The 13,678-nt window shown below is 63.7% G+C and carries 9 protein-coding genes and 1 pseudogene; 8 read left to right on the top strand and 2 right to left on the bottom strand.

The annotated features are described in order from the left end of the window. Positions 1-72 precede the first annotated feature (72 nt). Both CUT83_RS09410 and CUT83_RS09405 read left to right on the top strand, forming a co-directional pair. Positions 73-1,265 (top strand): IS3 family transposase gene (locus tag CUT83_RS09410; RefSeq protein ID WP_101253822.1). Its coding sequence is split into 2 segments (ribosomal slippage): positions 73-337 and positions 337-1,265, totalling 1,194 coding nucleotides; the frame shifts between segments, so codons are not numbered across the junction. Between the two features lie 168 nt (positions 1,266-1,433). Further along, positions 1,434-2,870, top strand: coding sequence for a DNA phosphorothioation-associated putative methyltransferase (locus CUT83_RS09405; protein ID WP_101255412.1), 1,437 nt, complete (start codon positions 1,434-1,436; stop codon positions 2,868-2,870). Positions 2,871-2,883: 13 nt separating this feature from the next. On the opposite strand, the gene dndA is transcribed toward CUT83_RS09405, so the two are convergent. Continuing rightward, positions 2,884-4,038: a cysteine desulfurase DndA gene (dndA, locus tag CUT83_RS09400; protein ID WP_240958561.1), complete on the bottom strand. Its 1,155-nt coding sequence runs from the start codon at positions 4,036-4,038 to the stop codon at positions 2,884-2,886. Between the two features lie 250 nt (positions 4,039-4,288). On the opposite strand from dndA, the gene dndB reads away from it, so the two are divergent. The 5 genes from dndB (at position 4,289) to CUT83_RS09375 (ending at position 11,289) form a co-directional block, all read left to right on the top strand. Continuing rightward, positions 4,289-5,428 (top strand): DNA sulfur modification protein DndB, encoded by a 1,140-nt coding sequence (gene dndB, locus CUT83_RS09395; protein WP_101255410.1) that lies wholly within the window; start codon positions 4,289-4,291, stop codon positions 5,426-5,428. After that, on the top strand, positions 5,425-7,023 hold the full coding sequence (dndC, locus tag CUT83_RS09390) for a DNA phosphorothioation system sulfurtransferase DndC (protein WP_101255409.1): 1,599 nt from the start codon (positions 5,425-5,427) through the stop codon (positions 7,021-7,023). Before dndB ends, dndC begins: the two co-directional genes overlap by 4 nt. Continuing rightward, positions 7,010-9,040 carry a DNA sulfur modification protein DndD gene (dndD, locus tag CUT83_RS09385; RefSeq protein WP_101255408.1) on the top strand — a complete coding sequence of 677 codons (2,031 nt, stop codon included), beginning with the start codon at positions 7,010-7,012 and terminating at the stop codon, positions 9,038-9,040. Before dndC ends, dndD begins: the two co-directional genes overlap by 14 nt. After that, positions 9,030-9,410 (top strand): DNA sulfur modification protein DndE, encoded by a 381-nt coding sequence (dndE, locus tag CUT83_RS09380; protein ID WP_101255407.1) that lies wholly within the window; start codon positions 9,030-9,032, stop codon positions 9,408-9,410. Before dndD ends, dndE begins: the two co-directional genes overlap by 11 nt. A 136-nt stretch (positions 9,411-9,546) precedes the next feature. After that, a complete protein-coding gene (locus tag CUT83_RS09375; protein WP_101255406.1) occupies positions 9,547-11,289 on the top strand; it encodes a DUF262 domain-containing protein in 1,743 nt (580 codons plus the stop codon). 147 nt (positions 11,290-11,436) lie between these two features. On the opposite strand, the pseudogene CUT83_RS31705 reads toward CUT83_RS09375, so the two are convergent. Continuing rightward, a pseudogene (locus tag CUT83_RS31705) lies at positions 11,437-11,743 on the bottom strand (transposase); the annotation flags it as partial. Between the two features lie 1,178 nt (positions 11,744-12,921). Between CUT83_RS31705 and CUT83_RS09365 the strand changes: the two are divergent. Continuing rightward, positions 12,922-13,668, top strand: a complete 747-nt coding sequence (locus CUT83_RS09365) for a transposase family protein (RefSeq protein WP_101254054.1) — start codon at positions 12,922-12,924, stop codon at positions 13,666-13,668. The last annotated feature ends 10 nt before the right edge of the window (positions 13,669-13,678 follow it).

Genomic DNA, 13,678 nt, shown 5'->3' with positions numbered 1-13,678 from the left:
TGAGCTGTACTGATCTTCGTGGAGTCCCTCAAGCCTGGGTTACGCTTCCAGGCGTAAGGAGAACCACGAGCAATGCCAGCACCCCGTAAGTACCCCGATGAGCTGCGTGAGCGGGCGGTGCGCGAGGTCCGCGCGACCGGCCGCCCTGTGGCCCACGTCGCCCGCGACCTCGGCATCCACAAGGAAGCCCTGCGGTCCTGGGTCCGCCAGGCCGAGGCGGACGCCGGCGAGCGTGACGACCGGCTGACGACCGCCGAGCGCGACGAGTTGAAGGAACTCCGCAAGGAGAACGCCGAGTTGAGGCGGGCCAACGAGATCCTGAAGGCCGCCTCGGTGTTTTTTGCCCAGGAGATCGACCGTCCCCGGACGAGGCCGAGCAGGTGATCGACCACCTGCGCGACAAGGGCCTCGGGGTCGATCCCGTCTGCCGGGTGCTGGATGTGTCGCCGTCGACGTACTTCGCGCGCAAGACGCGGCCGAAGTCGGCCCGACGCCTGCGCGACGAAGAACTGATCCCGCTGGTCACAGCCGCGTGGGAGGACTCCGGGCGCACCTACGGCGCACGCCGCGTCACCCGCGCCCTGGTCCGCGCCGGACACACGGTGGCCCGCTGCACGGTCGAGCGGCTGATGGGCGAGCTCGGCATCGAGGGCGTCATCCGCGGGCAGCGCCGCCGCACCACGGTCCCCGAGCCGGCCGCGCCGCGCCCGCCGGACCTGGTCAACCGCCGTTTCACCGCCGAGCGGCCCAACCAGCTGTGGCTGGCGGACCTGACCTACATCCGCACCTGGTCGGGGTGGGTCTACGTCGCGTTCGTCCTGGACGCGTACTCACGCCGGATCGTGGGCTGGCAGGCCGCCACGCACCTGCGCACGGACCTGCCGCTGGACGCACTGGAGATGGCGCTGTGGCGGCAGAGGATCAAGAAGGACGCCGATCTCATCCATCACAGCGACCGCGGGTCGCAGTACGTATCCATTCGGTACACGGAACGTCTCGCCGAGGTCGGTGCCTCGGCGTCGGTCGGGTCCGTCGCGGACAGTTATGACAACGCGATGGCCGAGGCCCTCAACGGCACGTTCAAAGCCGAACTGATCGAACATCAGGGGCCATGGCGGGACTTCGACCAGGTCGAGCGGGCCGTCTTCCAGTGGGTCGCGTGGTACAACGGTGAACGACTCCACTCCGCCCTGGGCTACGTGCCGCCCGACGAGTACGAGCAGACGTACTGGGCGTACCTGGAGGAAGTCCCGCAGACCGCTTGATCACACGATCGCGGACTCTACGAAATTCGGGGCAGCTCAGGGTGACCGATCCCAGTCTCCAGGTGTCCGCAATCAAGGGGAAACTTCAGCTTCCGGAAACCTCTTCGTCCGTACCGCCGCCCTGCCTATGCTGCGACCCGCCCCCCTTCCTCAACTGACGAGGCCGACATGCAGCAGTCATGGAGCAGCGACCGCCGCCGCACCGCGATCGGTCGCTCCAACCTCTCCGTGCCAGCACGCCGGGCTCTGGCCGACCGCCAGCTCAACGCGGACCGCACGATCCTCGACTACGGCTGCGGCCGAGGCGGCGACGTGGCCTTCCTCCAGCGCCTCGGTTGCAAGATCACCGGTTGGGACCCCTACTACAGCTCGAGCGTACCGGTGGCTCCCTCCGACGTCGTCCTCCTCACCTACGTCCTGAACATCATCGAGGATCCCGCCGAGCGTCGGCAGACACTCAAGGAGGCATGGAGGCTCGCCACCTCCGTACTCATCGTCTCGGCTCGCCTCACCTGGGAGCGATCCAAAGTCCGCGGCCAGGAGTACGGCGACGGTCTCCTCACCAGCCGGCAGACGTTCCAGCACCTCTTCAGCCCGGACGAGCTCCGGATCTACGTCGAGGAAGTCACAGGAACACGCTGCATATCAGCGGCCCCCGGCATCGTGTACGCCTTCAAGGACCACTCAGCCCGACTGAGTTACCTCGCACACCGCATCGTCCCCGACGCCGAGTGGCTCGCTTCAGCCGATACCACTTCCGCTATCGCCTCGCTGGTCGACTACGTCGAACGGCGTGGCCGCCCGCCCCGTGTCGACGAGATGCCCCGGCCGATGGCCGAACAGCTCGCCCACCTGAAACCCGGCGAACTCAAGCGCCTCATACGCGACTCCGCCGACGCCGAGAAGGTCTCCGAGGGCGCCAAACGCACGACGCTGAACACGCTGCTGTTCCTCGCTGTCGAACTCTTCAACGGCCGAGGTCCGTTCAGCAGCCTCCCCCTCGGCGTCCAGCTCGACGTCCGTTCGTTCTTCACCTCGTACAAGGAAGCCTGCCAGCGCTCCGACCGCCTGCTCCTCAAGCTCCGGGACGACGCCTATATCCGAGGCGCCATGAACGCATCCATCGTCGGCAAGATCACCCCGACCGCGCTGTACGTGCACCGCCGGGCGATCGACCGGATGCCGACAGTCCTGCGCCTGTACGAGCACTGCGCCTCCGTCGCCGCCGGCCGCCCTCAGGAATGGACCATCGCTAAGCTGAAGCACCAGGGGCGAGCCGTCAGCTGGCTCGACTACCCGGGGTTCGACAAGGACCCACACCCGCGGATCACGTCCTCATACCTTGTAGACCTCAAGACCCTCGAGACCTCGCACATGTCCTACGCGAACTCCACCAACCGTCCTCTGCTCCATCGCAAGCACGAATTCCTGGCGCCCGACGACCCGGACGTGCCGCGTTACCGCAGTCTGACCGAGTCCGAGCTACGTGCCGGCCTCTACGAGAATCCGCACCTGATCGGCACCGAGGATGGCTGGGAGACCGAACTGATCAGGTGCGGTCGCATGCTTCGGGGGCACCGGCTGGTCCGGCGTCCCGAAGACTGAGCCGCTCAGGCCATCAGGGGGTATCCGGTTGCATGTGCGCGATCGTCTCCGCCAGGCCGTCCGGGTCGAAGTCCGAGACCTGGCCGGGAAACCACGAGAAGCGGAGGCCATTGGTGGCCACTTCCTCCGGGAGGCCCATTGCAGTCAGCACGTGGCTCGGCGTGTACGAGGCGCTGGTGCATGCGGAACCGGTCGCCACGGCCACCTGGTCCTTGATCCGCACGATCAGGGCCTCGGCGTTGAGCCCGTCGAAGGTCACATTGAGGATGTGCGGGACCGCGTGGTCGGTATCGCCGTTGATCTGGAAGCGGGTCCTTCCGAGCGCGGCGAGCAGCCGCTTACGCATCTCCTTCGCATCCCGCTCCCAGCGTGACCGGTTCTCCTGGAAGACCTTGGCTGCTTCGTACAGCCCCATGATCAGCGGCACGGGGAGCGTCCCGGGGCGGAGCTTTCGTTCCTGCCCGCCGCCGAACATGATCGGCTCCAGCGGTACTTTGTCCCAGCCTCGACGCCGGGTCACCAGAGCTCCGATCCCTTTGGGTGCACCGATCTTGTGGCCGCTGATACTGATCAAATCGATGGGCGCCTTCAGGTCCTCGGGAACCTTCGCGTACCCCTGCGCGGCATCGACGTGGAGATAAGTCGGGGTCTTCTGGAGCTTCTCCGCCAGCTCGGCCACGGGCTGGATGACGCCCGTCTCATTGTTCACGTGCATTAGCGAGACGAGCAGGGTGTCTGGCCTCAGCTTCTCCAGCACGGCCTCCGCGGAGATCCGCCCCGAGGGGCCGGGCTCCAGGAAATCGACCTCGAACCCTCGCTTCTCCTGCAGATGCAGCAGGGGCTCGATGACTGCCTTGTGCTCGATGGCGGAGGTGATGATGTGCTTCCGGCCGTGCTTCTCGCCGTACGGGGCCATGCCGAGCAGCGCGATGTTGTTGGACTCCGTCGCTCCACTGGTGAAGATGACCTCTTCGGTCCTCACACCGACTGTCCCGGCAAGGAACGCCCTGGCCTCCTGGACCGCTTTTTTTGCCCGGGCTCCGTACTCATGGGTGCGACTGCCAGCGTTGCCGAAGTCCTCGGTCATCCAGTGGAGGACCACGTCAGCCACCCGCGGCTCCACACGGGTCGTCGCCGCCACATCCAGATACGCCACCACAGCGCTCACCCATCCCAGAGCAGTCATCCCGTTACCGAGTACGTCAAGACGTTAACGTACACGCATGCTTGACTGACGCGCAGCGCGGCGCCTCAGAGTTGTCAACGCAGACGTCGACATACGTCTTCCCGGGCAGGGAAGCCCCGCGCGCGAGTCGGGCGTACCCGCGAGGCATGCCGGTACGTCTTACGCACGTGAAGGTGACGTAACTTCCACAAGCTTCGTACGTTAAACGAGTAACGTACGCTAAGGTTGCCGGGTGGAGACCGAAGCAGCGACACCAGCGACCAGAGTCGTAGCTCCGCGCACCTCGACGGGGTTCGAGTACACGTTCCCCGCGATCCGTGGCATCCAGGCAGGGCGCGAGTATTACGTCTCGATGTGCCCCCTGCGACTCATCCCGAAAATCTTTATCTTCGATGAGGACGAGCTCTCGCCGGAGCTGCGCGCCCAGCGGATCCTCAACAAGGGACGCCTCCCGGCACTCACGAAGTACATTCTGGACAATCCAGAGGATTACGTCTTCAGCGCTTTGACCGCATCCGTCGACGGCGACATGGAGTTCGACCACCTCGGCTCCGACGGCAACGCCTTCCGTACCGGGCAGCTGCGCATCCCCATGGACGCCCGCTTCCTGATCAACGACGGCCAGCACCGGCGCGCAGCTATCGAGTACGCCCTCAAGGAGAACCCGGACATCGGCAACGAGACGATCGCCGTCGTCTTCTTCCATGACGCGGGGCTCGCCCGCTCGCAGCAGATGTTCGCGGACCTCAACCGGCACGCGGTGCGCCCGGCCCGGTCCATCGGCGTCCTCTACGATCATCGGGACAGCGAAGCCCGGGTGGCGCGCACATTGGCCAGCCAGTGCAAAGTCTTCAAGGGCTACGTCGAGATGGAGAAGAGCACCCTCTCCGCCCGCTCCCGGATGATGTTCACCTTGAGCGCTCTTTACTACGGCACTCAGGCCCTCCTCCAGGGCCTCGAGGTCGAGGCAGACGCCGCAGCCGAGCTGGCGCAGGAGTACTGGGAGCACATCGACACGACGCTTCCTGAGTGGGAGATGGTTCGCAAGCGAGAGCTCTCGGCACCCGAGATGCGACGTGACTTCATCCACAGTCACGGAATCGCACTGCACGCTCTCGGCCGCATCGGAAACTCCCTGCTTCGGGAATCCACCGCACCCAGTAAATGGAAACGGAAACTTTCCCCTCTGAAAAAGGTCGACTGGACTCGATCGAATACAGACTGGGAGGGCCGCGCCATCGTCGGTGGCCGAGTTTCCAAAAGCCACCAAAACGTAACTCTTACAGTCAACTACCTACGCAATCACCTGCGCCTCGGCCTCAGCGCCGAAGAGCAGCGGGTGGAGGACGCATACCTGCGAGGCGAAGCATGAGCACCATCCCTCTGCAACTCGGCATCACGCCAGTCCGGCGGAAACCGTTCGACGGGCAACCCCTCGAAGAGGTCATCACCAGGCTTTCAGACGAGGTCCGTGAGCTCTACACCGCCGACCAGGTGCCCTGGGTCATCGGCTACAGCGGCGGCAAAGACTCCACCGCGGTCCTCCAGCTTGTATGGAACGCTATCGCCGCTCTGCCAGCGGAACAGCGCACTAAGACGGTCCACGTCATCAGCACCGACACCCTCGTCGAGAACCCCGTCGTCGCGGCCTGGGTGACGACATCCCTGGAGACGATGGAGAAAGCAGCCGCCGAGCAGGGCCTCCCTATCGAGCCTCATCGCTTGACGCCGGAGATCAAGGACACCTTCTGGGTCAACCTGATCGGTCGGGGCTACCCGGCACCGCGCCCCAAGTTCCGCTGGTGCACCGAGCGCCTCAAGATCAAACCCTCCAACTCCTTCATCCGGAACGTCGTAGCAGCACATGGTGAGGCCATCATGGTGCTCGGTATCCGTAAGACCGAGAGCCAGGCACGCGCCCGTGCCATGGAGAAGCACGAGAAGCGGCGCGTCCGTGATCGTCTCTCACCCAATGCAAACCTCCCCAACTCCCTCGTCTACAGCCCGGTCGAAGACTGGACCAACGACGACGTCTGGGAGTACCTGATGCAGAAGCCCAACCCGTGGGGTTACAACAATCAGGATCTCCTCACCATGTACCAGGGCGCATCCGGCGATGGCGAGTGCCCGCTCGTGGTCGATTCGACCACCCCCTCCTGTGGCTCCAGCCGCTTCGGATGCTGGACGTGCACGCTCGTCGAGCAGGACAAGTCGATGTCGGCGATGATCCAGAACGACGAAGAGAAGGAGTGGATGAGGCCGCTTCTGGACCTCCGCGACAAGCTCGACGCCCCGTTCGGCTACTTCGAAGAGGGCGAGGAAGGGATCCCTGCCGGCCGGAAGCCCCCGTATCCCCGCCCTGACCAACCCGCCCGAGACTTCCGTCGCATGAACGGCAAAGTCATGATCTACACGCGCCGGACTGACGGCGAAGAGGTCCCGATCCACGGCCCGTACCTGCAGAAGTTCCGTCAGGAGTGGCTCAAGGAGCTGCTGGACGCCCAGACCTGGATCCGCGCCAACGCGCCGGAGCACGTCAAGAACATCGAGCTGATCACCCTCGACGAGCTACACGAGATCCGCCGCATCTGGGTCTTCGACAAACACGAGGTCGAGGATTCCCTCCCTCGTATCTACAAGGAATCCACGGGCGAGGACTTCCCGGGCGGCCCTCTGGACGAACAGCTCGTAATGGGCGCGGACGAGATGGAGCTCTTGAAAGACCTCTGCGGGGACGACGAACTGCACTATGACATGGTTCGCGAGCTGCTCTCCGTCGAGCGCAAGTACCGGACGATGTCCCGACGCGCAGGCCTCTTCCAAGCCCTGGAGACCGCCGTAAAGAAGGGCTACTACGAGGACAGCACCGACGCCATCGACTTCGCGCAGCGCAAGAAAAAGTGGCGTGAGGAATCGCAGACCCGCCTGACCTTGGACGAAGAAACCGGTATCGATGCTCCTGCGTAAGATCACTCTCGAAGAGTTCGGGGCTTACCGCGGCACCCAGTCGCTGGATCTGACCACCAAGAAGAACAAGCCGATCGTCCTCATCGGCGGCCTCAACGGTTGTGGGAAGACAACCCTCCTCGACGCCATCCAGCTGGCACTGTATGGGCCGCGAGCGCGTTGCAGCGGTCGAGGCAGCAAGCCGTACGAGACGTACCTCCGTGAGAGCATCAACCGGCAGGCCGATCCAACCCGCGGTGCGCAGATCACCCTGGAGTTCACGGTCACGGTGGACGGCACGGAGCACTACTACAAGGTGGTCCGCAGCTGGCACACCAGCGGCAAGACGACGCTCAAAGAATTCGTGAACGCGTTCGTCGACGAGGAGTACGGCTCCAGGGCGAAGCCGGGACGACGCGTCGAACCTGAGCTGAAGCACAGCCGGGTTCTCAGCCAAGAGTGGGCCGATCACATCGAGAGCCTGCTGCCCCTCGAAGTCGCCTCGCTGTCGTTCTTCGACGGAGAGAAGATCGAATCGCTCGCCGACCCCGAGCGCGCGGCATCGGTCATCGAGTCGGCCATCCACTCACTCCTCGGTGTCAGCACCGTCCAGCAGCTCCGTACGGACCTGCTCGCTCTCCAGCGCCGGCAGAAGCTGTCGGACGAAGAGCAGCACCTGATAGACAGGATCCACACAGAGGATCAGGAACAGCAGGCCGCCGCCGCCGCTCTGGAGAACGCAGAACAGCAGGCCGCGCAGCGCAACAGCGAGCTCGTCAAAGCTCGGCGTACTCTCGAAACGCTGGAGGCTGCCTACAAGCAGGAGGGTGGGAATCTTTTCGAGCGTCGTGTCGAGATCGAGCGCGAGTACGCGCAGGTTTCCGCTCGCCTCGCCGAAATCCGCAGCTCCCTCGTCCAACTGGCTGCAGGTCCGCTTCCGCTCCTCATGTTGGGAAGCCACCTCAGGGAGCTGCGCAAGCAGGCTAGTCGCGAGCGGACGGCAGCCGAGTCCCACCAGGTACTGGGAGTACTCGAAGAGCGTGACCAGTGGCTACTGGACATGCTCCCTACCGAGGCAAAGGCCGCCGTAATGGGGAAGCTGGAGGCTGACCGCGCCAAGCGTGCCAAGTCCGCTGGCCTCAAGGTAGATCTCGGCCTCTCCCCGGACATGCTCTCCCAGCTGTCGGCACTCGACGAGGCACTCAGTCGCGACAAGGCGCGAGCTGCCGAGCTCCTTCAGCAGGCTACGGAAGCCACCGAAGAGCATGTGCAGCTGGAGCGTCAGCTGGCGGGTGTACCGGCCAAGAGCAAGGTCGAGGCCATCCAGAAGAAACGTGAAGACCAGCTCCAGGAAGTCGCACGGCTGGAACGGGAGCACGAAAACAGCCTCAACAACGTCGACGAGTTGAAGCGCCGCCTCGAACACATCTCCGCCTCCCTGCAGCGTGCCCACGAAGAGTTCGTCCGCACTAAGGTGAAGGCCGAAGAGGTCGAGCGGATCATCAAGTACTCGGAGAAGGCCCGGAAGACGCTGGAACAGTTCGGCGATGCCCTCCTCAAGCGGCACATCAGCCGCCTCGAGGTAGCAATGCTCACGAGCTTCCAGACCCTCATGCGCAAGCAGGGCCTGGTGAACGACCTCCGCATCGATACCGACAAGTTCACACTCACCCTGGCTGATACCGACGGAGAGCCGATCGACCCCGGCCGTCTCAGCGCGGGCGAGCGCCAGCTACTCGCCGTCTCCCTCCTCTGGGGCTTGATGAAAGTCGCCGGCAACCACTTGCCCAGCGTCATCGACACGCCGCTCGGCCGGCTCGACAGCCGCCACCGTGAGCATTTGGTGGACCGGTACTTCCCATACGCCAGCAACCAAGTCCTCCTCCTCTCTACCGACGAGGAGATCGACGAGTACCTGTTTGGCCGCCTCAAGAAGTCCGTCGCTCACACGTACACCCTGGTCCACGACGACACCACCTTCACCACCAGCGTCGTCAAGGGTTACTGGTGGAACGCAGGAGCCAGCAATGTCGCTTGAGAACATCCGCCTCGCCACCGCGAGCAAGGACCGCCTGATCCGTCTGAAGCGCACCACCGGCATCACCCAGTGGAACGTCTTGTGCCGCTGGGCCCTGACACTCTCCCTGGCGGACGCCTCCACCCCCCTGGTCCGTGAGGTCGTCACCGACTCCAACGTCGAGATGTCCTGGAAGACCTTCGCTGGCCCCCACGGCGACCTCTACCTCGCCCTGCTCAAGCAGCGCTGCGTGGCCGACGGACTGGAGCCGACGGACGAGAACGTCTCCAAGACGCTGACTATCCATCTGGCGCGAGGGATCGGATACTTGGGGGCGCACAAGGAGATGACGGCGATCGAGGGGCTGATCGGCACCGCGACGACCACCTGACCTGCCTAGAATTGCCCGATTTGGGGCCGATTCGCCTGTGCGGATCGGCCCTTTCCTGCACCTCGTCCCACAAGATGACGACCAGGCGTCAGAAAACACAGACCCGCTTCACTCATTGACACATAAGCTGCCCTGTATGGCATCGGGACACGGCAGCACTTCACTTCAGCTTTACCTCGTCGGCATCGGTGAGGTCCTGCGCAACAATCGCCTGGTCGTTCCCCAGTTCCAGCGCTCGTACTGCTGGAAGGCGGAACAGGAGGTTCTCGACTACTGGACCGACCTGAGCCGGGCGATCAACAGCGGGGCAAAGGAGGAGTACTTCTTCGGCACGATCGTGATCACCCAGGACGGCGACGGGACTCGGAAGCGGATCATCGACGGTCAACAGCGGCTGGTCACCTCCTCCCTCCTGATCGCTGCCATCCGCGATGAGCTGCGATCCCTGGAGGGGAGCCTGCTTAAGGCGGACGACTCCCAGGCTATGGGCATCAGCCGCACCTTCCTGGCCAGTAAGGCATGGAACGACAGGTACGCTGAGTCGCACCTCAAGCTCAACGAGAGCGACAACCCCGACTTCCTCGGAATCACCACCGGGGCCTCGCTCCCGGAGGAGCCCGCGAGAACCGACTCTGACATCCTCAAGGCATATCGGTTCTTCCGAGAGAAAGTCTCGCAGTTCCGCAGCCTACATGGGATGGACGCGGCCAACGTCCTCGAGAAATGGGTGAGCTACATCCAGCACCGGGCGCAGCTCGCCGTGGTCGAGACTCCGACCGAGGCAGACGCCTACGTGATCTTCGAGACTCTTAACAACCGAGGCGCAGACTTGACCACCGCAGATCTCCTGAAGAACCATCTCTTCGGAGCCGCCGGCGAGCAGCAGAACCTCAACGCGGTACGGAACAACTGGCACCAGTCACTTGGAACCCTCCAGCTCGGGGCCGCCGATGCGAAGTTCACCAGGTTCCTGCGCCACTACTGGAGCTCGAAGGTCGGCAAGATCACCGAGCGCGATCTCTATGCAGAGATGCGCAAGGAGGTGACCCACCGACAGGAGGCATTGCAGTTCTCGGAGAACCTCCTATCGGCCGCACACGCCTACACCGCACTCTCCAATCCGGAGAGCAACTTCTGGGCGACCAAGTGCAGCGGCATCGGTCACCGCCCCGCTCTCGACACACTCGCCATGTTCGATCTAGTTCCCAACAAGATCCTCTTGCTGGCGGCAGTCGAGCACTTCGACTCCCACGAACTCGGGAAGCTCCTCCGAGCCATGGTGAACTGGTCAGTGCGTGGCATGATCATGAGCATGATGAATCGTGGCCGTTTCGAAGACCAGTACTCCCAGATCGCGGTTGCTATCCGGAAGGGCGAGGTCACCACCACCGCGCAGGTCCGACTGCGCGTTGATGACCTCATCCCCTCCGACACCGACTTCAGGGAGCAGTTCGCGCTCGCCACTGTAGGAAGAAGCGATTCCAAACTTGCCCGGTACTACCTGAGCGCCCTGGAGACGACGAGGCGGAAGGAATCCCAGCCAGAGTTCGTCCCCAACAGCAACCCAGGCCAAGTCAACTTGGAGCACGTGTTCCCGCAGAACGCCAAGGAAGCCGACTGGGAGGACTTCATCAGGAAGAGCGGGAACAAGCAGGACGCCGCCAGCTGGGTCTACCGCATCGGCAACATGGTGCTCCTGCAAACTGGAGTGAACTCTAAGATCGGGAACAAGTCGTTCGCCGAGAAAGTCGAGGTCTTCAAGGCGTCGGGCTTCGAGCTGACCAGAAAGGTCGGCGAGAAGAACGAGTGGACCCCGGAGAGCATCCGGCTCCGGCAGACCGTCCTTGCCGGAATCGCGGTCAAGACCTGGCCGCGCTGAACTACGACAGGCATAGAAAACCCCTTACTCAAGCAGCTCAAACGCCAAAGGACGTGAAATATCAGCTGATCGAAGCTGAAGCGTGACTCCCCTGAGCCTGTAAGGCGTTCGGCTCTGTCTCGCATGCGGTGGTGACGCGGGGTGATGTCATCCGAGGAGGATGCGGTAGCGAAGAAGGGGGGGAATCCTGCTCGGCCGTACATCTGGCGCTTGATCGACTTGGTCTTGTTGTTGACGCCTTCGGTGCCGCCGTTGTGGTACGGCAGGGTGAGGGCAGCATCGACGGCGGCGCGGTCGCGTTCGAGTCCGCGGGTGAAGGCGTGCAGGTGGGGCAGGTCCTCCGCACGTGCGTTGGTGGTCCACTCGGTCAGCCGCTGGCATGGCTGTCGGCGGGGTCCAGCAGTGTGGCGAAGTGATGGATGAGGTCGGCCAGGGCGGTTATCTCGTGGCAGGCGGTTTCGACAGAGCCGGTCCGGACGATGGCGCGTGTACGGACCTACTTTGACGGCGCAGGCTGGACCGCACGTCACGTTTCGACGGTTCCGCGTGCATTAATCCGGTTTCGAACCTAAGGCGACATTCGACGCCATCCGGTTGCTCATTATCAGATTCCTGACTCTCGCGCCAAAAAATCAATAAGACTCCCTCAGATCCGAGGATTTTCGGCCGACACTCTCCGTAACGAAAGAGCCCTCATTGATGTATCGTGAGGGCTTCCACTTTGCAATGCAGCGGATCCAGGCGTCATTCTAAATGAAAATGGAACGAGGAGTTCCGAGGCTCAGGGTAGCCCTCACGCGCACCGCCCAGCACTCGAGTGAGGCAACCCATGCGAGGTGTCGCTTCACCACCTGCGAGCGCAGCCTCCGGACCAGCAGATTTAGGGTAGCAGCCAGGAGAATCGCCCCTTTCGGGTTTCCTCGACTGATCCCTAGGCGTCAAGCCGCACTGTCCACGAAGTGCACTGCAGCTTGGCGTACTGCTACACGAGCATGGTTGCGCACGTCGCAGCGGTGGGTCGGATCCACGGGATTTGGATTTATGAATCAAAGACTGTGACTCACGGCTACGGATGGCTGTGAGTGAGAACGTCTCGTTCCAAGGCGGTAGGTGATTCCGATGGTGTCAGAGTTACCCCGTCATGGTCGTTCCTCTTTCCCTTGGCTCGCTACAGCCGAGGGGGAGGGGTAGTTGGGCTCTGCTGTCACCTACTACGTGGCAACCGCATGAGCCCGAAGAGAGGAGCAACGTGCACAATCCGCTTGACGACGATCACTGCTGCACCTCGACGTGTCTGCGGGATGAGAGCCGGAGCACGTCTGGCGATCAGAGTAACGAGGGCCCTCCGAAAGGGCGTATAACTCCGGCCGCAATCACGGCAGTTGCCACCCTGGTCACTTCCCTGGCTGCACTGATCACGGCCTTCCGGTAGCAGGGCAGCTCTACTGCAACAGTAGGGACACGCCGCCAAGTCGTGTGACGTGCAAGTGAACGCTTCTCATCCTGTGGTTCGTGGGTGATGGCGGCTGGTGGTCGGGGGGCCGTAACGCGGCAGGGCTCCTGGTCGTTGCGGCTGGTGATCTCACTCGCCAACGTCTCGACACAGGAGCCCTGTTGGTCCCGTATCGTGCCATGCTCGACGTCCCCCACGAAGTCGTGGAGCACGTTTCCTGGCTCATCTACGCCCGAAGGCGTGAGCTGAACTCCCGCTGGCGGAAGCTGGGCTGCTTCCGCCAGGCCCTGCTGGTCCTGGTGCACCTGCGCAAGAACGAGACCCTGGCCCAGGCCGCAGCGGGGTTCGGCATCTCCACCGCCACCGCCGGCCGGTACGTGAGCGAAACGGTCGACCTCCTCGCCGAGCGCGCCCCGAGCCTGCACGAGGCCCTGCGCGAGCTGCCGCCGGAGGGGTTCGTCATCCTCGACGGCACTTTGATCACTACCAACCGCATCGCGGCGGACGAGCCGTACTACTCGCAGAAGCACCGCCGCCACGGGATGAACGTGCAGGTCATCGCCCGCCCGGACGGCACCCCGCTCTGGTTCTCCCGCGCGACACCGGGCCGCACGCACGACCTGACCGCAGCCCGCGCCCACGGTGTGATCCAAGCCTGCCTGTCCCGTCAGCTCCTCGTCCTGGCCGACCGCGCCTACCAGGGCGCCGGCGCGACCGTCCGCACCCCCTACTACGGTCATCGCGACCTGCCCGAGCACTACCAGCAGTACAACCGCGACCACGCCCGGCTGCGCGCCCCGGGCGAACGCGCCTTCGCCCGCCTCAAGCAATGGCGGATCCTCCGCAAGGCCCGGTGCAGCACCAACCGCATCGGTCGCACGGTCGCCGCCGTTCACGCCATCGAGATCGCCTGGCGCTCAGGATGAGAAGCGTTCA

Source organism: Streptomyces barkulensis (genome assembly GCF_002843305.1).
Lineage (GTDB): Bacteria > Actinomycetota > Actinomycetes > Streptomycetales > Streptomycetaceae > Streptomyces > Streptomyces barkulensis.
Note: the sequence above shows the minus strand (reverse complement) of the source record. Positions and strands in the feature narration are given on the sequence as shown.

Coding starts and splice junctions, on each gene's coding strand:
- CUT83_RS09405 (WP_101255412.1), top strand. CDS start 1,434: ATGCAGCAGTCATGGAGCAGCGACCGCCGCCGCACCGCGATCGGTCGC.
- dndC (WP_101255409.1), top strand. CDS start 5,425: ATGAGCACCATCCCTCTGCAACTCGGCATCACGCCAGTCCGGCGGAAA.
- dndD (WP_101255408.1), top strand. CDS start 7,010: ATGCTCCTGCGTAAGATCACTCTCGAAGAGTTCGGGGCTTACCGCGGC.
- dndE (WP_101255407.1), top strand. CDS start 9,030: ATGTCGCTTGAGAACATCCGCCTCGCCACCGCGAGCAAGGACCGCCTG.
- CUT83_RS09375 (WP_101255406.1), top strand. CDS start 9,547: ATGGCATCGGGACACGGCAGCACTTCACTTCAGCTTTACCTCGTCGGC.
- CUT83_RS09365 (WP_101254054.1), top strand. CDS start 12,922: ATGCTCGACGTCCCCCACGAAGTCGTGGAGCACGTTTCCTGGCTCATC.